The organism is Streptacidiphilus sp. EB103A (assembly GCF_041261405.1).
GTDB lineage: Bacteria > Actinomycetota > Actinomycetes > Streptomycetales > Streptomycetaceae > Streptacidiphilus.
Window position 1 is genome coordinate 166272 of record NZ_JBGCAQ010000003.1, and the last position, 18784, is coordinate 185055.

The following is an 18784-nucleotide window of genomic DNA, read 5'->3' on the forward strand; positions in this document are numbered from 1 at the left end:
GTATCGTCGTTCTTGGAACCGGAGAGTCTCTCCGCTTATGTTCCCTTCCTCGTCATGACCTCATGGGAGAGCCATGCCCGAGAACATCATCGCTCCAGTCCCCAGCTCGACCCAAGGCGGCCGGGCCGATCCGCCCGGCGAGGACCGGCCAGGCCGGCGACCACCCCGCCCGGGCTTCGCCCTGGCGGTGATCCTCATCTGCCAGTTGATGGTCGTCCTCGACGCCACCGTGGTCTCCATCGCCCTCCCCGGCATCCAGCGGACCCTGCACTTCTCCGCCGCCGGGCTGTCCTGGGTGCCCAACATCTACCTGCTCACCTTCGGCGGGCTGCTGCTGCTCGGCGGCCGCGCCGGCGACATCCTCGGCCGGCGGCGACTGCTCACCGGGGGCATCGCCCTGTTCACCCTGGCCTCGCTGCTCGGCGGACTGGCCACCTACCCGACCATGCTGCTGGTGGCCCGTGCCGCCCAGGGCGTCGGCGCGGCCGTGGCGGCGCCGAGCACCCTGGCCCTGATCGTCAGCAATTACCAGGACGCCGGGCAGCGGGCCCGCGCGATCGGGCTGTACTCCAGCATGTCGGCCGGCGGCGGCGCCGTCGGCATGATCCTCGGGGGGCTGCTGACCTCGGCCTTCTCCTGGCGCTCCGTCATGTTCATCAACGTCCCGTTCGGGCTGGCGGTGGTGCTGCTCGCACCCAGGCTGATCCGCGAGCCCGAACGCCACCCCAGCCGCTTCGACCTGCCGGGGGCGGTCACCGCCACCCTCGGCAGCGCGGCCCTGGTCTACGGCTTCATCCGGGCCGCGACGGCGGGCTGGTCCGCGGGCTCCACGCTCGGCTGCTTCGGCGCGGCCGTGCTGCTGCTCACCGCCTTCGTGCTGATCGAGGCCCGCACCGCCCAGCCGCTGCTGCCGCTGCATCTGCTCACCCGGCGGGCCAGCGGGGGCGGTTACCTGGCCATGCTGATGCTCGCCTCGGGCATGTTCGGGATGTTCTTCTTCGTCACCCAGTACCTCCAGAACGTCCTCGGCTACAGCGCCCTGCAGACCGGCGCCGCGTTCCTGCCGCTGGTCCTGCTGCTCTTCGCGGGTGCGCGGACGGTCCCGCGGCTGGTGCCCAGGATCGGCGCCCGTCCCTTCCTCTACGGGGCGCCGGTGCTGCTCGCCTCCGGGCTGCTGCTGCTCAGCCGGGTCGGCGCCGACACCGGCTTCGCCCCCGGCATCCTGGTGCCGATGGTGCTGTTCGGCCTGGGCGCGGGCTGCACCATGGTGCCGCTGAGCCTCACCATCCTGGGCGGCGTCCGGCCGGAGGAGTCCGGCGCGGCCGCGGGGACGCTGCAGTCCATGCAACAGATGGGCGGCGCGCTGGGCACGGCGCTGCTGCTGACGGTGTTCACGGCAGCCACCCGGCACTCCGGCGGACGCAGCCCGCACGCCGTGTTCGCGCACGGGGTGGCCGACGCGATGGGCGTGGCCTCGCTGTTCGTCGCCGTCGCCCTGCTGCTGATCGTCGCGGTCATCCGCCCGAGCGGGCGTCCACGCCCTGTCGCGGCAGCACCCGGCCCTGCCGTCGCTCGCGGCGCCGTATCCAGTAGCGGCGGATCCGGGAGAGGGTGAAGCCGACGACCAGCACCCCGGTCAGCAGCAGCACCCCGGCGATGATCGCGGCGGGCACCGGGTGGAACAGCGCCAGTATGACCAGGCTCGCGACCGAGAACTCCTCGAACAGGCTGACCAGGATGTTGCTGAACGGCTCAGGGGAGGTGTTCACCCCCATCCGGATGCCGCTCTTGACCAGATGGCTGACCAGGGCGGTCGTCCCACCCATCGCCGCCGCGGCGAGCGTGGCCAGCGAGTCGTGGGCGTGCCCGGCGAGCAGCGCGGCGACGACGGCGCCGGCCACCGGCCGGATGACCGTGTGCACCGCGTCCCAGGCCGAGTCCACATAGGGGATCTTGTCGGCCACCACCTCGCACAGGCACAGCACAGCGGAGATCACCAGCACGTCCGTCCGCTCCAGACCGGGCGGGACGCTGCTGACGCCGTCGAAGCGGCCGAACAGGCCGAGCAGCAGCACCACGGCATAGGCGTTGATGCCGCTGGCCCAGCTGCTGGTGAAGATCAGTGGAATGACCGACACGGTGAATCCCCCTTGTGCCCGTGCGTCTGCAGTGCACGCTCACCGTAGTGGACGCCACCGACAACGGCCCCGTTCCCCGGGCCGATCACTGAGTACCCGTACTCAGCCCTACCCATGCGGATGGTTGAGTACAAGCGCGGATACCCCCCGACCTGCGCAAAGGGCAGAGTATGGAGCACCGGGAACGACCGGTACGGACTGGTTCGGGACCGCACCGCCGACACGGGGCGGCGGAGCGGAGCCCGGCCAGGGGCGACACGAACACGTCGCCGTCCGGGGAACGGGGGATCCGGGGGGATCAACAGGGGGAACGGGGCGGGGCGGTGCCTGCACGCCGGCGGAATGATCCGCCGGGACGCAGGCACCGTCCCTTCTCCGTTCACGGCTCCGTTCATGGATCCGTTCAGATCATGGATCCGTTCAGAGGAGTGAGAACTCCACCGGGGCCGGCGCACCGGCACCGGATCTACTGGCCGCGGCCAGGCGGCGGACGGCCTCGCGCAGGACCTCCGGCGGCTGGGCGTAGGGCAGCCGGACGAAGCGTTCCAGCACGCCGTCCACGCCGAAGCGCGGGCCCGAGCCGATCCACACGCCGAAGCCCTGGGCCGCCGCGGCCAGCGCGCTGCCGCTCATCCCGCCGTCCTCCGTCCGCACCCAGAGCGAGAGACCGCCCTGCGGCATCCGGAAGGTCCAGCCGGGCAGCTCCGTCCGGAGCGCGCCGACGAGCGCGTCACGCTGTTCCCGGTTCCGTTCCCGCTGGTAGGCCAGCACCTCCGGCAGGCACTCGGCCAGAAGATGACGGACCGCCAGCTGTTCGACCACCGGCGAGCAGACGTCCAGACTGGCCCGGTCCGCGGAGATGCGGCGGATCAGGTCGGGGGCCGCCCTGATCCAGCCGATCCGCAGGCCGCCCCAGAAGGTCTTGCCGGCCGAGCCGAGGGTGATGGACGTGCCGTTCCGGTCGAAGGCGGCCAGCGGGAGCACCGGGGGGACGTCGTCGACGGCCATCTCCGCGATGGTCTCGTCCACGATCAGCCGGGTTCCGGTGGTCCGGGCCAGGGCGACCAGCTCGCGGCGCTGCTGATCGGGCATCAGCAGGCCGGTGGGGTTCTGGAAGTCGGGGATGACATACGCGAGTGCGGGCGCGGCCTCACGCAGGGTGCGGCTCCAGGCGTCCATCGACCAGCCGTCCTGCTCCAGCGGGACCGGGACCGCCCGGCCGCCCATGACGCGGATCGCCTGCAGCGCGTTGGCGTAGCTGGGGGACTCCACCGCGATCCGCTCGGCCGGGCCGAGCAGGGCGCGGAACAGCAGCGTCAGTCCGGCGGACGCGCCGCTGGTGATCATGATCTGGTCCGGGTCGGTGGGCAGCCCGCGCTGGGCGAAACGGTCGGCGACGGCCTCCCGGAGCACCTGCAGCCCGGCCGGGAAGGTTCCGTGGGTCCGGGTGTAGGCGGGCAGCTCGGCGACGGCGGCGGTCATCGCCCGGGTGATCCAGGGTTCGGCGGCCGACCGCGCGGCCACGCCGAGATCGATCACCCCGCCCCGGTCGGTGGGGTACGGCGAGAGGCCCGCCACTGGCATCGGCCGCCCCTCGGGCAGCGCGGTCCAGCTGCCGGAGCCCCGACGGCTCACCAGAAAGCCCTCGTCGCGCAGCAGTTCGTAGGCCGCGGCCACGGTGGTCCGGCTCAGGCCCAGCGCCGTGCACAGCTCCCGTTCGGCCGGGAGCCGGGTCTCCACCGACACCCGGCCGTCCAGCACCAGCGTGCGCAGCGACCCGGCCAGCGCGCGGTAGGCGGGCTCGCGCGGCCGCTGCCAGACGCCCAGCGCCCGGTCGAGCTGGGCCGCGCCGATGGAGGATCGAACGACCATGACCAGTCCACCTTTCGCCGATTGGCCCTGGAAGGCCGGTCCACTTTCCCCCAGGGTGGCATCAGAATCCATGGAATCCAAGGGGACCACCGATGAACCGACCACCCGCGCATCTGGCCCGCCGACTCGTCCAGCTCTACGCCGGCCTCGCCCTCTACGGCGGGAGCATGGCGCTGCAGATCCGCGCCGCCCTGGGCCTGGACCCGTGGGACGTCTTCCACCAGGGCCTCACCAGGCATGTCGGGCTGTCCTTCGGCACCATCACCATGATCGTCGGCGCCGCCGTGCTGCTGCTGTGGATACCGCTGCGGCAGCGTCCGGGCCTCGGCACCATCAGCAATGTCTTCGTCATCGGCCTGTCCGTGGACGCGGCGCTCTCCGTCCTGCCGACCCTGCACAGCGTCCCGGTGCGGATCTTCGTGCTGATGGCCGGCATCGTGCTCAACGGCATGGCCGGCGGCCTCTACATCGGCGCCCGCTTCGGTCCGGGCCCGCGCGACGGCCTGATGACCGGCTTCTGCCGCAGGACCGGACGCTCGGTCCGGCTGGTCCGCACCTGCATCGAGGTCACCGTGCTGGTGGTCGGGGTGCTGATGGGCGGCAGCGTCGGCATCGGCACCGTCGCCTACGCCCTGGCCATCGGCCCGCTGGTGCAGATCTTCCTGCCGCTGTTCACCGTGCCGGGCGGAGCGGCCGTCGCCGGAAACCGGATTGTCAGTGGTGGGGTGCAGCATGGCGCTGAGGGTCCGGCTCCGGTCCTGCGGCATTGACGCGGGACCGCGGGTGGGGGCTACCCTGAGGTTGTTCGAACATAGATTCGAACAAGCGTCGACAGCAGGGAAAGGGAGGTGGCCGCGATGGCGGGGATGTCGGGCAGCACCGCGCGTGGAACCGGGCAGGCCGACCTGATCGAGGTCAGGGGCGGCCAGGAGCAGCCCACGCACTTCCTCTGGCAGGACCGGATCTACGCCGTGCGCGAGGTGCTCGGCCACTGGACCGGTCTCCGTGAGGTGTGGCGGGTGCAGGCCAGCCCCGGCCGCTGCTTCGCCGCCGACGTGTACGACCTCAGCCTCGACCGCGCCGCCGGGCGCTGGACTCTCACCCGTACGCCCATCCCGCGTACGCCGACGCCCGCCTGACGGCGGGATTCGAACGGGAGGACTGAACGAGCCATGAGCGACAAGGTGATTCCCACAGCACAGGTACTGCAGTTGCCCCTGCAGGCAGGCACCCCCGGCGGTCACGCCGACTCCGCCCATGCCCTCAACTCCGCGGCCAGGCCCTACCGCCCGCCCTCGGACGTCCATCCGGTGCTGCGCCGGGCCGGGGCGCCGCCGGCCGCGCTGGACCTGCTCGCCCAGGCATACCGGGGCCTGGACGAGGCTCGGAGCCTGGAGGGCCCGCTGGAGCGCTACGCGGTGGCGCACCTCGCCGCGCTGCGTGCCTCGGCCGCGGTGCTCGCCGTGCGCGGGGTGCCCGAGGAGAGCCCGCGCAAGCGCGGACGGATCCGCAGCGCCTGGGAGGTCCTGCCCGAGGTGGCTCCGGAGCTGGCCGAGTGGGCCGTGTACTACGCGGCGGGCGCCCCCAAGCGCGCCGCGGCCGAGGCCGGCATCGCCTCGGCCGCGACCATGCGCGACGCCGACGACCTGATCCGCAACACCGCGCTCTTCGTCCGCATGGTGCAGCGGCTGGTCGCCCTCAACCCGGTCCGCAGCGCCGAGGCCTCAGGAAGCTCCGCCGACCAGCGCGCGGTCTGACGGGCCCGTAAGGTTGGGGCAGCCAGATCCAGAACCTCCCGAGGAGCCCCTCCGTGTACCCGACGCGCCCCCGCAGTTCTCTCCGGACCGCCGTGGTGTGGGAGGTGGTAAGCGCCGCCCTCGCTCGCAGGGCGGAGGAGCTGGGGCGGCCGGTGCTGGACGTGCTGGACACCGGTGGCGGCACCGGCAACTTCGCCGTGCCGGTGGCCCGGCTCGGTCACCGGGTCACCGTGGTGGACCCCAGCCCGGACGCGCTGTTCGCGCTGGAGCGGCGGGCCGCCGAGGCCGGGGTCACCGACCTGGTGCGGGCGCTGCAGGGGGACACCCAGACCCTCGCCGAGCTGGTCGAGCCGGACAGTGTCGACGCGGTGCTCTGCCACGGCGTCCTCGAGGTCGTGGACGACCCGGCCGAGGCGTTGGGCCAGCTCACCGCGGGGCTGCGGAAGGGCGGCCTGGTCAGCCTGCTGGCGGCCAACCGCAACGGCGCCGTGCTCGCCCGGGCCATCGCCGGCCACTTCGCCGAGGCCCGCACCGTCCTGGACGACCCGGACGGGCGCTGGGGCGGCAACGACCCGATGCCCCGCCGCTTCACCGTCGAGGAGCTGCGCTCGCTGGCCGAGGGCGCGGGTCTGCGGGTCGCCGAGGTGCACGGCGTCCGGATCTTCGCCGACCTGGTCCCCGGGGTGCTGGTGGACACCGAGCCCGGCGCGGTGGAGGCACTGCTTGCCCTGGAGCAGGCGGCCGCCGCCCAGCCGGCCTTCCATGCCATCGCCACCCAGCTGCATCTGCTCGCCGAGCTGGACTGACGCCGTCGCGCAGCTCACAGCAGCCCCGGAAAAATTGGAGCACAGCGACCTTGGAAACTTCAGTGCCCCTCCGGCCGTTCAAGGGTTGGCTCCGATGACGCACCGTGCCCCAAATCAGCACGGTCGACCGTATGATTCGGGTAAAGCCAGCAAGGCATGACAGACCTGCCAGTGGGGCATACGCAACACAAGCGGGATCCAGGGGAGGACTGTCAGTCCTGACGGGGACGGCGGCGGTCGCCAGCAGCGACCAGAGTAGGAGGACGACGTGCCGCTCTCGGAGCACGAGCAGCGTCTGCTCGAGCAGATGGAGCGAGCGCTGTACGCCGAGGACCCCAAGTTCGCGACAGCGCTTGAAGGTACGGGCCTGCGAGCCCGTAGCCGCCGTACGGTCTACGCCGCTTCGGCGGGTTTCGTCGTAGGTGTGGCCCTGCTCATGGGTGTCGCCGTCACCGGGCTCTGGTGGATGGGTGTGGTGGGGTTCGCGGTCATGCTGGCCTGTGCCGCGATCGCGTTCACCGCCTGGCGCCGGGCCCCCAGGATCGGTGTCGCCGACCCGCGCACCGGGGCGCCGCTGCGCAGGCGGAAGACGGGCGTGGTGGACCGCATGGAGCAGCGCTGGCAGCGCCGCCACGACGAGCAGCGCGGGGCCTGACCGGCCGGACGCACTGACAGCGAAAAACAGATGGGCCGGGGCCGACAGCGGAAGCTGTCGGCCCCGGCCCATCTGCTCACTGCTCCTCGCCGTCCTCCGCCCGACGTCGGCGCAGGCGCAGGAGTCCCCGCGCCCGGTCGGCCAGAGACTGCCAGCCCTCCCGCAACCCGCGGATCAGCCGGGCCGAGGACGGCGGGAAGAGCACGGCGCGGACCCGTACCGCGGGGCGGGCCGAGGCCCGCAGTCCGTGCCGGACCGCCCTGACGTCCTGGCGCAGTGCCGTCGGCGGCTCCGACCTGGGTGCGTAGAGCACCTGTTCGGTGGCCAGCGCCAGCCGTCCGGCCGCGGCCCTCGGCTCCTCCTCCAGGGCTCCCAGCTCGACGATTCTTGCCACGGTGCGCCGGGGCGTCTCCGCCTCGTCCGGCGGGATGCCGACGTCCCAGGCGGAGTCGATCATCTCGCGCCAGACCGAGAGCACCTGCTGGTCGCTCAGTTCCAGGCCGCCGCCACCGCGCCCGGAGGCGGGGAGGTCGCCCGGAGCGCCGGATCCGCCGGAGCCGCGCGGCCCCCGGCGGCGCAGTCTGACGCTGCGGGCCCGCAGCCGCCACAGCATCGGCGTGAGCAGCAGCAGGACCAGCAGCCCGGCCAGCGCCAGCCCGGTCAGCTCCAGCGGGGTCGGCGCGGACGAGGTGGTGCCGGTGCCCGCCGTGCCGGTGGCGGACTCCTGGCCGCAGAAGCCCGCCCTGCGCTCCTGGACCGGGCAGCCGGCGCTGGCGCTGGTGCTCGGTCCGGCGGCGACGCTGGCCTGCGCGGTCGCGGTGCTGGGGGCGGAGGTGCCGCCGGAGCTGGCGGCCACCGTGTAGTCGGGAGTGAAGCCCACGTGCGGCGTCGGCTCGAAGCGCAGCCAGCCCACCCCGGCGAAGTAGAGCTCGGGCCAGGCGTGGGCGTTCTTGGTGCCGACCTGCCAGCTGCCGTCCGACTGGCGCTCACCGGGGGTGAAGCCGATGGCGACCCGGGCCGGGATGCCCAGCGAGCGGGCCATCGCGGCCATGGTCCCGGCGAAGTGGACGCAGAATCCCCTGCGGTTGCGCAGGAAGTCCACCATGGCGTTGCTGCTGGTGTCGTCCTTCACGGTGGTGTCGTAGGTGAAGCCGCCGGTGGTGGTGAACCAGTTCTGCAGCGCCACCGCCTTGTCGTAGACGGTGGTGGCCCCGTGGGTCACCGAGATCGCGGTGTCACGGATCACGGTGGGGAAGTTCTTCGGCAGCGCCAGATAGGTCCTGGTGATGTCCGCCGGGGGCGCCCCGGCCGCCCTGAGCGCGTCCTCGGTCGGCTCCAGCGCCAGGCTGCTGACGTTGTACTGGAGGCCGCCCGCGTTCTGGCCGCCGTCGCCGATCAGGGTCCGGCCCTCGGGTTCGTACTTCCAGTCGCCGGGCACCTGCACCGTGGTCGCCGGATAGGGCATCGGCAGCCACTGCTGGACGTAGCCGGACTGGGTGCTGACCTGGGTCTGCACCGCCTGCTGGGGCGTGTTGTTGTCCAGGCCGGTCGGGTACGGCAGCGGGTTGGGGACGGACTGGACCTGGTGCTCGCTGGGGGTCCAGGCGACGCCGTTGAAGTCGTCCAGGTCGACGATCCGCAGGTACTGGTCGCCGGGGTTCTGGGCGCTGCTGGTGTAGGTGAGGATGTTGACGTTGGTGCTCTTGTTGAGCGAGGCGCCCAGCGAGGCCAGCGGATTGACGGCGGTGATGATGTCGCCGTTCGCGCCGATCCCGCCGCCGCCGTGCCCGAACCTGCCGACCAGGCCGGTGCCGAGACCGGGCAGGGCCAGCGGCAGCAGCAGCCCGATGGCCAGGGCGGCCCCGGCGATGCGGTAGCCGGTGCTGCTGAGCGGGTTTCCGCCGGTGGTCCCGGCGAGGGTGGCGGGAGTGCCGTGGAAGACCCGGCCCCAGCGGGACAGCCGGTCCTGGCCCTCGGCCATCAGCAGCGACAGGTAGCCGAAGGCGGACAGCAGGAAGTACAGCCACACCGCGCCGTGCGGGTGCAGCCCGGTGCCGACCGAGTACAGCGCCAGCAGCGGCAGCCCGGCCAGGGCCACCCGCTGGTAGGTGGCCGCCAGCAGGTCCACCAGTAGGCCGATCAGCACCACCGAGCCGACCAGGATCAGCCGCAGTCCCTGGTGGGCCGGGGCCGGGGCCGCGTACTGGCCCATGTCGGTGATGCCGTCGCCGATCTCACCGGTCAGCGTCTGCCAGGCCCCGGGGCCCGGCAGCACCCCGCCGACGGCGGTGCCGCTCGCGTAGAACAGCGTCAGCAGCAGCACGACGAGCAGCAGTTGCGCCAGCGGGACCAGCGGTCGCGGCACCGCGAGCCGGCGCAGCCCCAGCCCGGCCGAGGTGACCAGCACGATCACGAACCCGGCCTGGACCAGCCAGTACGCGGGGGAGATCAGCGGCCACAGGCAGAGCGCCGTGAGCAGCGTCGCGGCGGCGCCGGAGAAGGCGATCCGGGTACGCCCGTTCATACGAGGTCCCTCCCTGACTCCTGGAAAGGCTGGGGCTCCTGGAAGGGCTCGGATCGTTGGAAGGGCTCGCCTCGTTGGAAGGACTCCGCCGGCTGGAACGAGCCGGTGACGACGGAGCGGTCGGCCCGCGCCCACAGCTCGGGGAGCGAGTCGCCGGAGCCGGCCGCCAGCACGTTCCATCCGGCCTCGCGGAGCAGCCGGACCTGGTCGGAGCCGACCGGTCCGGGGCCGGCCGGTACGGCCGCGTCCGCCGCCTGCCCGCGCAGGGTCCAGCTCGGGCTGTCCAGCAGCACCGCGACGGCGGTCGCGGTGCGCCTGCGCAGCCGGGACAGCTCGGCCAGCTGCTCGTCGTCCAGCGATCCGAGCAGCGCCACGACCAGGCCCTCGCCGCCGAGCCTGAGCACCTCCTCGGCCCGGGCCAGGCCCTCGCCGTCGGAGAGCTGCACCATCGCCAGGGTGTCCAGCAGCAGCCCGGCCGCCTCCTCCGAGGCCCCGCCGAGCCCGCTGCCGCCGGCCCCGGTGACCGCGTCCCCGGTGTCGGTGAGCAGCCGTACCGCGTAGCCGCGCTCCAGCAGGTGCAGACTGATCGAGGCGGCGGCGCTGACGGCCCATTCGAACGAGGACGCCGGGCCGTTTCCCCGGTGGCCCGCGGCCCGGGTGTCCAGCAGCACGGTGGCCCGGCTGCGGAGCGGCTGCTCCTCGCGACGGACCATCAGTTCGCCGTACTTGGCGGTGGAGCGCCAGTGCACCCGGCGCAGGTCGTCGCCGTGCCGGTACTCGCGCGGCACCACGTCGTCCTCGCCGGCCAGGGCGACGGCCCTGGAGTGGCTGTCGCCGTAGCCGGTCCACTCGCCGGTGAGCTTGACCGCTGCCAGTCGCTGCACCCGGGGGACCACGGTGAGGGTGTCGGAGGCGGTGAACGAGCGGGTCAGCTCGCACAGCCCGAAGGGGTCCCCGAGGCGCAGCTGGAGCGGGCCCAGCGGATAGCGTCCGCGCAGGTCGGAGCGGACCCGGTAGGACACCTCGCGGTGCCCGCGTGGCTCCACCCGGTCCAGCACGAAGCGCGGACGCGGCCCGAGCACGTACGGGACCTTGTCCTCCAGCATCAGCAGGCCGGTGGGCACCCGGGAGACGTTGTCGACCCGCAGGTGCACCCTGGCCTCCTGCCCGGCCGGCGCGCGCGAGGGCGACAGCCGCCGCCCGCTGGCGACCCGGTACCGGGTCCGCATCAGCATCAGCACGCTGACCAGCGGGAGCGCGGCGAGCAGCAGGGCGATCTTCAGCAGGGCGGGCTGGCCGAGCACATAGGCGCAGAGCGCGGCGGTGATCCCGGCGGCGAGGAAGGAGCGGCCGCGGGTGGTCAGTCCGCGCATGCCGGTGCGGAAGGTGCTGCCCTTGGCGGCACCTCGCGGCGGCGTCTTGTAGGGCGGCGTCTTGTACGGCGGCGTCTTGTTCGGTGCCGTCTTGTTCGGTGCCGTTTTGGGCGGCACGGCAGCGGACATCTCAGCGCGCCGGGTGCGGGATGGGCAGCTGGAGCACCAGGTCGCGGACGACCTGCTCGGTGGTGCGCCGGCCGAGGACGGTCTCCGCGGTGGGCAGCAGCCGGTGCGCCAGCACCGGGACGGCCAGGGCCTGGAGGTCGTCCGGGATGACGTACTCGCGGCTGTCCAGCGCGGCGGCGGCGCGGGCGGCCCGCAGCAGGTGCAGGGTGGCCCGCGGCGAGGCGCCGAGCCGCAGCTCGGGCGCGGTGCGGGTGGCCGCGACCAGGGCGACGGCGTAGCGGCGCAGCTCGTCGGCGACATGGACCCGGCGGACCGCGTCGATGGCCTTCACCACGTCGTCGGCGTGGGCGACCGGCCGCAGGTCCGCCAGCGGGGAGGCCCCGCCGTGGACGTCCAGCATCTGCAGCTCGGCGTCGGTGCTGGGGTAGCCGATGGAGATCCGGGCCATGAAGCGGTCGCGCTGGGCCTCGGGGAGGGGGTAGGTGCCCTCCATCTCGATCGGGTTCTGGGTGGCCACGACCATGAACGGGGTCGGCAGCGGGTAGCTGGTCCCGTCGACCGTGACCTGGCCCTCCTCCATCGACTCCAGCAGCGCGGACTGGGTCTTCGGCGAGGCGCGGTTGATCTCGTCGCCGACCACGATCTGGGCGAAGATCGCGCCCGGCTTGAACTCGAAGTCCCTGCGGGTCTGGTCGAACACGCTGGTGCCGGTGATGTCCGAGGGCAGCAGGTCGGGGGTGAACTGGATCCGGCGCACGGTGCAGTCCACCGACCGGGCCAGCGCCTTGGCCAGCAGCGTCTTGCCGACCCCGGGCACGTCCTCGATCAGCAGGTGGCCCTCGGCCAGCAGCACGGTGAGGGCCAGCCGCACCGCCTCCGGCTTGCCCTCCAGCACGCTCTCCACGGACGCGCGCACGCGCTCGACGACCGCGCCCAGCTCGGCCGTTCCGAGGCCCTGCGGCACTCCCGCCGCCGCCGACGGCGGCATCCCCCCGGCCTGGCGGTCCAGACTGGCGTGCTCGTTGAAGGTGGTCACCCGGTTACTCCTTGGCCCGTGTACGGGGCCTTGACCGGGCCTGCAGGAAGTGCGCAGGCCGCGGTCCGGGCCCCTCCGTGTGCGTCGACACGGCAGATGCATTGTTCCCTGTTCGGACCGAGTACGTCACTCGACCGGACGAATAGCACCTCAATGTTCTCGTTATTCGTCCGTTACGGACCAGTAATCAGACGGCATGGAGTGGGTCAGGGCTGGATCTCCCGGAGCAGACCGGTCGTCACGTCGAAGACGAACCCCCGGATGTCCTCGCGGTGCAGCAGGAACGGGGAGGTGCGGACCCGGGCCATGGACTGGCGAACGTCCTGCTCCAGGTCGGTGAAGGACTCCAGGGCCCAGGACGGCCGGATCCCGACCTCGTCCTCCAGTTCGCGCCGGAAGTCCTCGGTGAGGCTGAGCAGACCACAGCCGGTGTGGTGGATCAGCGCTATCGAGCGGGTGCCCAGCGCGCGCTGGCTGACGGTGAGTGAGCGGATGGTGTCGTCGGTGACCACGCCGCCCGCGTTGCGGATGACATGGCAGTCGCCGAGCTGCAGGCCCAGCGCGGCGTGCACGTCCAGGCGGGCGTCCATGCAGGCGACCACGGCGACGTGCTGGACCGGACGGGCGTCCATGCCGCCGTCGCGGTAGCCCGCGGCGTAGTCGCGGTTGCGGGCGACGAAGCTGTCGATGATGGAGGGCGGAGTGGCCTCGGCGGACGCAGCGGCCTGGGCTGTGGGCAGGTCGGGGGTCGTGGTCATACCTCTGACGTTAGTGGGAAACGCCTGTGGCGCCAGCTTCGGACAGGTGCACGGAACGGCGCTGTGACGCACCCCATACGCGCACAGGCGGGGTCGGCGGGCCTGCTCCATTCGCGTGATCTTCTGCCTGGAGGGGTGGTGCGACGGTCGGGCACCGGCGTGGCGCGCCCTCCGGCGGCCTCAGGAAATGCAGGCTGACCTGCAGGTTAATCGGCGTGCGCCGGGGGGCGTGCGCCGTCGCATCCGATTGACCGGGGGACGCCGTGGAGTAAAGTGACGCGACGTTCGGCGCAGGGTTCCCACAACGGCGCGGAACGCACGCTTCCCCTCGCCCGCACGACGCGCACGTACCGGCCCGGCCTCCACCCGCTCCTTACCCGCTGCCGCCCCTTCCCCGGCGGCAGAGGGTTCCTTCCCCAAGGCGAGCGGGCGGGGACCAGGCGGCACGTGCCCCCATGAGAGGTACCCATTGAGCAGCGGCCCGGAGGCCAAGCACGTCCCGGTGATGCTCCAGAGGTGCCTGGACGTCCTCGCCCCGGCGCTGACCGCGCCCGGGGCGGTCGTCGTCGACGCCACCCTCGGGCTCGGCGGCCACAGCGAGGCGCTGCTCCGCACGTTCCCCGAGGCCCGGCTGGTCGCCGTCGACCGCGACCCGGCGGCACTGCGGCTGGCGGGGGAGCGGCTGGCCCCGTTCGGGGAGCGCGCGACCCTGGTGCACGCCGTCTACGACGAGATCCCGCAGGTGCTGGCGGACCTCGGCATCGCACAGATGCAGGGCGCGCTGTTCGACCTGGGGGTCTCCTCGATGCAGCTGGACGAGGCCGACCGCGGCTTCGCCTACGCCCAGGACGCACCGCTGGACATGCGGATGGACCAGACGACCGGCATCAGCGCCGCAGAGGTGCTCAACACCTACTCCCACGGCGATCTGGCCCGGATCCTCAAGGTCTACGGCGAGGAGCGCTTCGCCGGGAAGATCGCCTCGGTGATCCTGCGCGAGCGCGAGCGGGAACCGTTCAGCAACAGCGCGCGTCTAGTGGAACTGGTGCGCAATGCCATTCCCGCGGCGACCCGCCGTACCGGCGGCAACCCGGCGAAGCGCACCTTCCAGGCCCTGCGGATCGAGGTCAACGGGGAGCTCTCGGTCCTGGAACGCGCCATCCCCGGCGCCCTGGACGTGCTCGCGGTCGGCGGCCGAATCGCCGTCATGTCGTACCACTCGCTGGAGGATCGGCTGGTCAAGCAGTTCTTCGCAGCGGGCGCGACCGCGACGGCGCCGCCCGGGCTGCCGATCGTTCCGGAGGAGCACCAGCCCCGGCTGAAGCTGCTCACCCGGGGGGCGGAACAGGCGACAGAACAGGAAATCGCCGAGAACCGCCGCGCCACACCCGTTCGACTGCGTGCGGCGGAGAGAATCAGACCGTCCGTCAGGCAGGGCTAGGCGTAGGCGCAGCGAAGGAGCGGATGCAGGTGGTGGCTCTCGGAAGAGTCGCGGGGGGGACCTCCCCGGCCCGCCGGCGGACCGCGACAGTGCGCCGGTCGGCCGGGCGGGGGCCCTTCGCGGTGCTGGTCGTGCTGATACTCACCGGCGGCCTGATCGCGCTGCTGCTGCTGAACACCGCCCTCAACCAGGGTTCCTTCCAGCTCACCAAGCTCCAGCAGCAGACCAACCGGCTGACCGACGAACGGCAGGGGCTGCAGCAGCAGATCGGGGCCTGGTCGGCGCCCGACGCCCTGTCCGCGCGCGCCAGGCTGCTGGGCATGGTGCCGGGAGGCAACCCGGCGTTCCTGCGCGACGACGGCACGGTGCAGGGCAACCCGACCCCGATCGCCGCCGCCGCGGTGCCACAGGTGGCGCAGCCGACCGCGGGCCCGTCGGCGAGCCCCAGCGCGAAGCCGAGCGCGAGCCCTGGCGCGACGGCCAAGACCGGCGCCACCGCCGGCACAACCGCCTTCAAACAGGGCATCCGAACCAGTACCAGCGCAAGCAGCACGCCAAGCCCGGGCGCCAAACCCTCCAGCACGCCGACCGGCACCGCCCACTGACGGGGAGACAGCAGCAGCCATGACCGCCCCCCGCCCACCGCGCCAGCGCCCCCCGCATCCGGCCGCGCGCCCCTCCGGGCGGGCCCCGTCCCGCCCGGCGTCCCGCCCCGCCGCGCGTCCCGCTCCGCGCCCGGCGCGGCTGCGGCTGGCCACCCCCCGGCGCCGGCTGCGGCTGCTGGTGGTCTCCCTGGGCGTGGTGCTGACCCTCTTCGTCGGCCGGCTGGTGCAGCTCCAGTTCATCGACTCCGCCACGCTCGCCGCCGCCGCCACCGTGAGCCTCTACCGGACCGACCCGCTCCCCGCCCCGCGCGGCTCGATCACCGACGCCGACGGCCGGGTCCTGGCCACCACCGTCGACGCCTACGACATCACCGCCGACCCGTACATGTTCACGCCCGGCCAGGCCCATGTCGACGACGCGCCCGCGCGAGCCGCCCAGCTGCTGTCGCCGATCGTCGGGGTGCCGGTGGCGATCCTGACCAAGGCGCTCACCTCCACCGGCAAGAGCGACCGCTATGCCCTGCTGGCCAAGCAGCAGTCGCCGCAGACCTGGAACCAGATCACCGCGCTGCAGACCAAGCTGACCAGGACCGCTTGGAGCGGCCACTGTCTGACCGAGAACAACCTGGCGCTGAAGGCCGGCGACAGCGGCCGGGTCGACGACTCCTGCGCCAACGTGCTGAACGGGGTGTTCCACGCCAAGCACGCCAAGCGGGTCTACCCGGACGGCTCCCTCGCCGCCAATGTCATCGGCTTCGTCAACAGCGACGGCGTCGGCAGCGGCGGTCTTGAGCAGCAGTACGACTCGCTGCTCAAGGGCAAGGACGGCCAGGTCACCTACGCCCAGTCCGGCGGCCGTGAGGTCCCCACCGCCGGTCAGCGGGAGACGGCCGCGGTGCCCGGGTCGACGCTCCGGCTCACCCTGGACCGGGACATCCAGTGGGACGCCCAGCAGGCCATCACCGACGAGGTGAAGGCCGCGGGCGCCCAGCGCGGCTATGTCATCGTCCAGGACGTCACCAACGGCAAGATCCTGGCGATGGCGGCGTCGCCCGGGTTCGACCCCAACGACCTCACCCACGCCAACCCCGCCGACCTGGGCAACGCCGCCCTCCAGGACGCCTACGAGCCGGGCAGCGTCAGCAAGCTGATGACCATGGCGGCCGTGCTGCAGCAGGGCGTGGCCACCCCGCTGACCCATGTCACCGTCCCCGGCACCCTGCCCCGGGCGGACCGCGTGTTCCACGACGACGTGGCCCACGGCACCGAGCAGCTCACCCTCAACGGCGTGCTCGCGCAGTCCTCCAACATCGGCACCATGCTGGCGGCCGAGCACCTGGGCTCCACCCAGAAGCAGGCGGACCAGGTGCTGTACGACTACCTGAGCAAGTTCGGCATCGGCCAGCCGACCGGTCTCGGCTTCCCCGGCGAGACCCAGGGCATCCTGGCCCAGCCGGGCAAGTGGTCCGGATCGCAGCAGTACACCATCCCCTTCGGCCAGGGCCTGTCGGTGAACGCCCTGCAGACCACCTCGGTCTACTCGACCATCGCCAACGGCGGGGTGCGGATCGCGCCCAGCCTGGTCGCCGGGACCACCGGTGCGGACGGGCGCTTCGTGGCGGCCGCGGCGCCGAAGGAGACCAGGGTGGTCAGCGAGCAGACCGCGAAGACCCTGGCGCAGATGCTGCAGTCGGTCGTCGCCAGCCAGGAGGGCACCGGGGTGATGGCCCAGATCCCCGGCTACCTGGTCGCCGGCAAGACCGGTACGGCGAACCGGGTCGACCCGGCCACCGGCCGGTACTCGGGCTACACCTCCTCCTTCATCGGCTTCGCGCCCGCGGACAGGCCCAGGGTCACCGTGTCCTGTGTGATCCAGGACCCGGTCAACGGACACTTCGGCGGTGAGCTCTGCGGTCCGGTGTTCAAGCAGGTCATGGAGTTCGCGCTGAAGACCCTGCAGGTGGCGCCGACCGGCGCCGCGGCGGCGAATCTGCCGGTGAACTGGTGAAAGGCAGTGATGGCATGACCCCTCCCACCGATCCCAAGGCTTCGCACGCACCCTCGCTTGGCCCCGGGCAGGGCGGTACCGGTAACCTCACGGCCGTGCACCGAAGTGATCAGGAGAGCCCGCCCCCACCGCGTGGAGCGGCGGCCCCGCCCCGCCCGCAGGGACTGCCCGCCGTCCCGCTCGCCGAGGTCGCGGCCCTGCTGGGGCTGGACGACGCGGGCCCGTGGCCCGGCGCTGTCACCGGCATCACCCATGACTCCCGGGCGGTCCGCCCGGGCGACGTCTACGCGGCCCTCCCGGGCGCGAACGCCCATGGCGCGGCCTTCGCCCCGCAGGCGGTCGCCAATGGCGCCGTGGCCCTGCTCACGGACCCCGACGGGGCCGTCCGCGCGGCCGACTGCGGGGTGCCGCTGCTGGTGGTGGACCACCCCAGGGGCCGGATGGGCGCGCTCGCCGCAGCCCTCTACGGCCGGGCCGCCGAGCGGCTGCTGATGATCGGCGTCACCGGCACCAACGGCAAGACCACCACCGCCTACCTGGTCGAGGGCGGCCTGCGCGGCACCGGCCGGGAGACCGGGCTGATCGGCACCGTGGAGATGCGGGTCGGCAGCGAGCGGATCAAGAGCGAGCGGACCACCCCCGAGGCCACCGACCTGCACGCGGTGCTCGCGGTGATGGCCGGGAGCGGCGCGGACGCGGTGGTGATGGAGGTCTCCAGCCACGCCCTGGTCTTCGGCCGGGTCGACGGCGTGGTCTACGACGTGGCGGTCTTCAACAACCTGACGCCGGAACACCTCGACTTCCACCCGGACATGGAGGACTACTACCGGGCCAAGGCCGGGCTGTTCACCGCACGCAGGGCCAAACTGGGCGTGGTCAACCTGGACGACCGCTACGGCCGCCGCCTGGCCGCCGAGGCGGAGACCCCGGTGGTCACCTACTCGGCCACCGGCGACCCCGACGCCGACTGGCGGGCCGAGGCCGTGCACCTGGGCCCGGCCGGATCGACCTTCCGCGTGGTGGGCCCTGACGGCGCGTCGGTCGACGCCTCGGTGCCGCTGCCGGGTCCCTTCAACGTCGCCAACGCCCTCGCGGCCATCACCGCCCTGGCATGTGCAGGACTGCCGCTGGAGGAGGTCGCCGCCGGCGTCGCCGCCGTCCCCGGGGTCCCCGGCCGGATGGAGCGGGTCGACCGGGGCCAGCCCTATGTCGCCGTGGTGGACTACGCCCACAAGCCCGACGCCCTGGAGGCCGCGCTGCGCTCGCTGCGCGAGGTCACCAAGGGACGGGTGCACGTCGTGGTCGGCTGCGGCGGCGACCGCGACCCCTTCAAGCGCGGGCCGATGGGCGCGATCGCCGCCCGGTTCGCCGACACCGCCATCCTGACCAGCGACAATCCCCGCTCCGAGGACCCGCTGGCGATCCTCCATGCCATGCTCGGCGGCGCTGCCGGGGTTCCCGAGGCAGAACGCGGCGCGGTCCTGGTCGAACCCGACCGGGCCCGTGCCATCGCCGCCGCCGTCGCCCTGGCCCACGCCGGCGACTGCATCCTGGTCGCGGGCAAGGGCCATGAACTCGGCCAGTACGTCCGCGACGAGATCCGACCCTTCGACGACCGTGCCGTGCTGGGCGAGGCGATCCTCGCGTCGCATCGCGACGGCGACGCCAAGGAGTAGAGCCAA

16 protein-coding genes are annotated in these 18784 nt (G+C 72.7%); 10 read left to right on the forward strand and 6 right to left on the reverse strand.

Annotated features, from left to right (window positions below; translation table 11 throughout):
* The first annotated feature begins 73 nt into the window (after window positions 1-73).
* Window positions 74-1615 (forward strand): MFS transporter, encoded by a 1542-nt coding sequence (locus tag ABH941_RS05975; protein ID WP_370127523.1) that lies wholly within the window; start codon window positions 74-76, stop codon window positions 1613-1615.
* Here ABH941_RS05975 and ABH941_RS05980 read toward each other — a convergent pair.
* Together ABH941_RS05980 and ABH941_RS05985 are read right to left on the reverse strand one after the other, a co-directional pair.
* Window positions 1515-2138 carry a DUF4126 domain-containing protein gene (locus ABH941_RS05980; protein ID WP_370127524.1) on the reverse strand — a complete coding sequence of 208 codons (624 nt, stop codon included), beginning with the start codon at window positions 2136-2138 and terminating at the stop codon, window positions 1515-1517. The genes ABH941_RS05975 and ABH941_RS05980 overlap by 101 nt on opposite strands.
* A 420-nt stretch (window positions 2139-2558) precedes the next feature.
* Window positions 2559-4010 carry a PLP-dependent aminotransferase family protein gene (locus ABH941_RS05985; RefSeq protein ID WP_370127525.1) on the reverse strand — a complete coding sequence of 484 codons (1452 nt, stop codon included), beginning with the start codon at window positions 4008-4010 and terminating at the stop codon, window positions 2559-2561.
* A 92-nt stretch (window positions 4011-4102) separates the two neighbouring features.
* Between ABH941_RS05985 and ABH941_RS05990 the strand changes: the two genes are divergently transcribed.
* From ABH941_RS05990 to ABH941_RS06010, 5 genes are all read left to right on the forward strand, one after another.
* A complete protein-coding gene (locus ABH941_RS05990; protein ID WP_370127526.1) occupies window positions 4103-4780 on the forward strand; it encodes a YitT family protein in 678 nt (225 codons plus the stop codon).
* Window positions 4781-4867: 87 nt separating this feature from the next.
* Window positions 4868-5149 (forward strand): DUF6504 family protein, encoded by a 282-nt coding sequence (locus tag ABH941_RS05995; RefSeq protein WP_370127527.1) that lies wholly within the window; start codon window positions 4868-4870, stop codon window positions 5147-5149.
* Window positions 5150-5182: 33 nt separating this feature from the next.
* Window positions 5183-5767, forward strand: coding sequence for an SAV_6107 family HEPN domain-containing protein (locus tag ABH941_RS06000; protein ID WP_370127528.1), 585 nt, complete (start codon window positions 5183-5185; stop codon window positions 5765-5767).
* Between the two features lie 53 nt (window positions 5768-5820).
* Window positions 5821-6573: a methyltransferase domain-containing protein gene (locus tag ABH941_RS06005; protein ID WP_370127529.1), complete on the forward strand. Its 753-nt coding sequence runs from the start codon at window positions 5821-5823 to the stop codon at window positions 6571-6573.
* 268 nt (window positions 6574-6841) lie between these two features.
* Entirely contained in the window at window positions 6842-7228 is a 387-nt protein-coding gene (locus ABH941_RS06010; protein WP_134010348.1) for a DUF3040 domain-containing protein, read from the forward strand.
* Between the two features lie 76 nt (window positions 7229-7304).
* Here ABH941_RS06010 and ABH941_RS06015 read toward each other — a convergent pair whose 3' ends face one another.
* From ABH941_RS06015 to ABH941_RS06030, 4 genes are all read right to left on the reverse strand, one after another.
* Entirely contained in the window at window positions 7305-9752 is a 2448-nt protein-coding gene (locus tag ABH941_RS06015; RefSeq protein WP_370127530.1) for a DUF3488 and DUF4129 domain-containing transglutaminase family protein, read from the reverse strand.
* A complete protein-coding gene (locus ABH941_RS06020; RefSeq protein ID WP_370127751.1) occupies window positions 9749-11125 on the reverse strand; it encodes a DUF58 domain-containing protein in 1377 nt (458 codons plus the stop codon). The genes ABH941_RS06015 and ABH941_RS06020 overlap by 4 nt, the downstream gene beginning before the upstream one ends.
* A 130-nt stretch (window positions 11126-11255) precedes the next feature.
* Complete coding sequence (locus ABH941_RS06025) at window positions 11256-12242, reverse strand: AAA family ATPase (protein WP_370127752.1); 987 nt, start codon at window positions 12240-12242, stop codon at window positions 11256-11258.
* A gap of 254 nt (window positions 12243-12496) precedes the next feature.
* Entirely contained in the window at window positions 12497-13048 is a 552-nt protein-coding gene (locus tag ABH941_RS06030) for a carbonic anhydrase (protein ID WP_134010354.1), read from the reverse strand.
* Between the two features lie 469 nt (window positions 13049-13517).
* Here ABH941_RS06030 and rsmH point away from each other — a divergent pair, with 469 nt between their 5' ends.
* Genes rsmH through ABH941_RS06050 form a run of 4 tightly spaced genes read left to right on the forward strand, consistent with a single transcriptional unit; the run spans window position 13518 to window position 18778 of the window.
* Window positions 13518-14489, forward strand: a complete 972-nt coding sequence (rsmH, locus tag ABH941_RS06035) for a 16S rRNA (cytosine(1402)-N(4))-methyltransferase RsmH (RefSeq protein WP_370127531.1) — start codon at window positions 13518-13520, stop codon at window positions 14487-14489.
* 32 nt (window positions 14490-14521) lie between these two features.
* The gene (locus tag ABH941_RS06040; protein WP_370127532.1) at window positions 14522-15094 is read left to right on the forward strand and encodes a hypothetical protein; all 573 of its coding nucleotides are present in this window, start codon (window positions 14522-14524) and stop codon (window positions 15092-15094) included.
* Between the two features lie 19 nt (window positions 15095-15113).
* Window positions 15114-17102, forward strand: a complete 1989-nt coding sequence (locus ABH941_RS06045; protein ID WP_370127533.1) for a peptidoglycan D,D-transpeptidase FtsI family protein — start codon at window positions 15114-15116, stop codon at window positions 17100-17102.
* 14 nt (window positions 17103-17116) lie between these two features.
* Window positions 17117-18778, forward strand: a complete 1662-nt coding sequence (locus ABH941_RS06050; RefSeq protein ID WP_370127534.1) for a UDP-N-acetylmuramoyl-L-alanyl-D-glutamate--2,6-diaminopimelate ligase — start codon at window positions 17117-17119, stop codon at window positions 18776-18778.
* Window positions 18779-18784 lie beyond the last annotated feature (6 nt).

Bases quoted from the DNA above. Each gene is read 5' to 3' on its own strand.
- ABH941_RS05985 (WP_370127525.1), bottom strand. From the start codon at position 4,010: ATGGTCGTTCGATCCTCCATCGGCGCGGCCCAGCTCGACCGGGCGCTG.
- ABH941_RS05995 (WP_370127527.1), top strand. From the start codon at position 4,868: ATGGCGGGGATGTCGGGCAGCACCGCGCGTGGAACCGGGCAGGCCGAC.
- ABH941_RS06015 (WP_370127530.1), bottom strand. From the start codon at position 9,752: ATGAACGGGCGTACCCGGATCGCCTTCTCCGGCGCCGCCGCGACGCTG.
- ABH941_RS06020 (WP_370127751.1), bottom strand. From the start codon at position 11,125: ATGCGCGGACTGACCACCCGCGGCCGCTCCTTCCTCGCCGCCGGGATC.
- ABH941_RS06025 (WP_370127752.1), bottom strand. From the start codon at position 12,242: ATGCCGCCGTCGGCGGCGGCGGGAGTGCCGCAGGGCCTCGGAACGGCC.
- ABH941_RS05975 (WP_370127523.1), top strand. From the start codon at position 74: ATGCCCGAGAACATCATCGCTCCAGTCCCCAGCTCGACCCAAGGCGGC.
- ABH941_RS06045 (WP_370127533.1), top strand. From the start codon at position 15,114: ATGACCGCCCCCCGCCCACCGCGCCAGCGCCCCCCGCATCCGGCCGCG.
- ABH941_RS06000 (WP_370127528.1), top strand. From the start codon at position 5,183: ATGAGCGACAAGGTGATTCCCACAGCACAGGTACTGCAGTTGCCCCTG.
- ABH941_RS06030 (WP_134010354.1), bottom strand. From the start codon at position 13,048: ATGACCACGACCCCCGACCTGCCCACAGCCCAGGCCGCTGCGTCCGCC.
- ABH941_RS06050 (WP_370127534.1), top strand. From the start codon at position 17,117: ATGACCCCTCCCACCGATCCCAAGGCTTCGCACGCACCCTCGCTTGGC.
- ABH941_RS05990 (WP_370127526.1), top strand. From the start codon at position 4,103: ATGAACCGACCACCCGCGCATCTGGCCCGCCGACTCGTCCAGCTCTAC.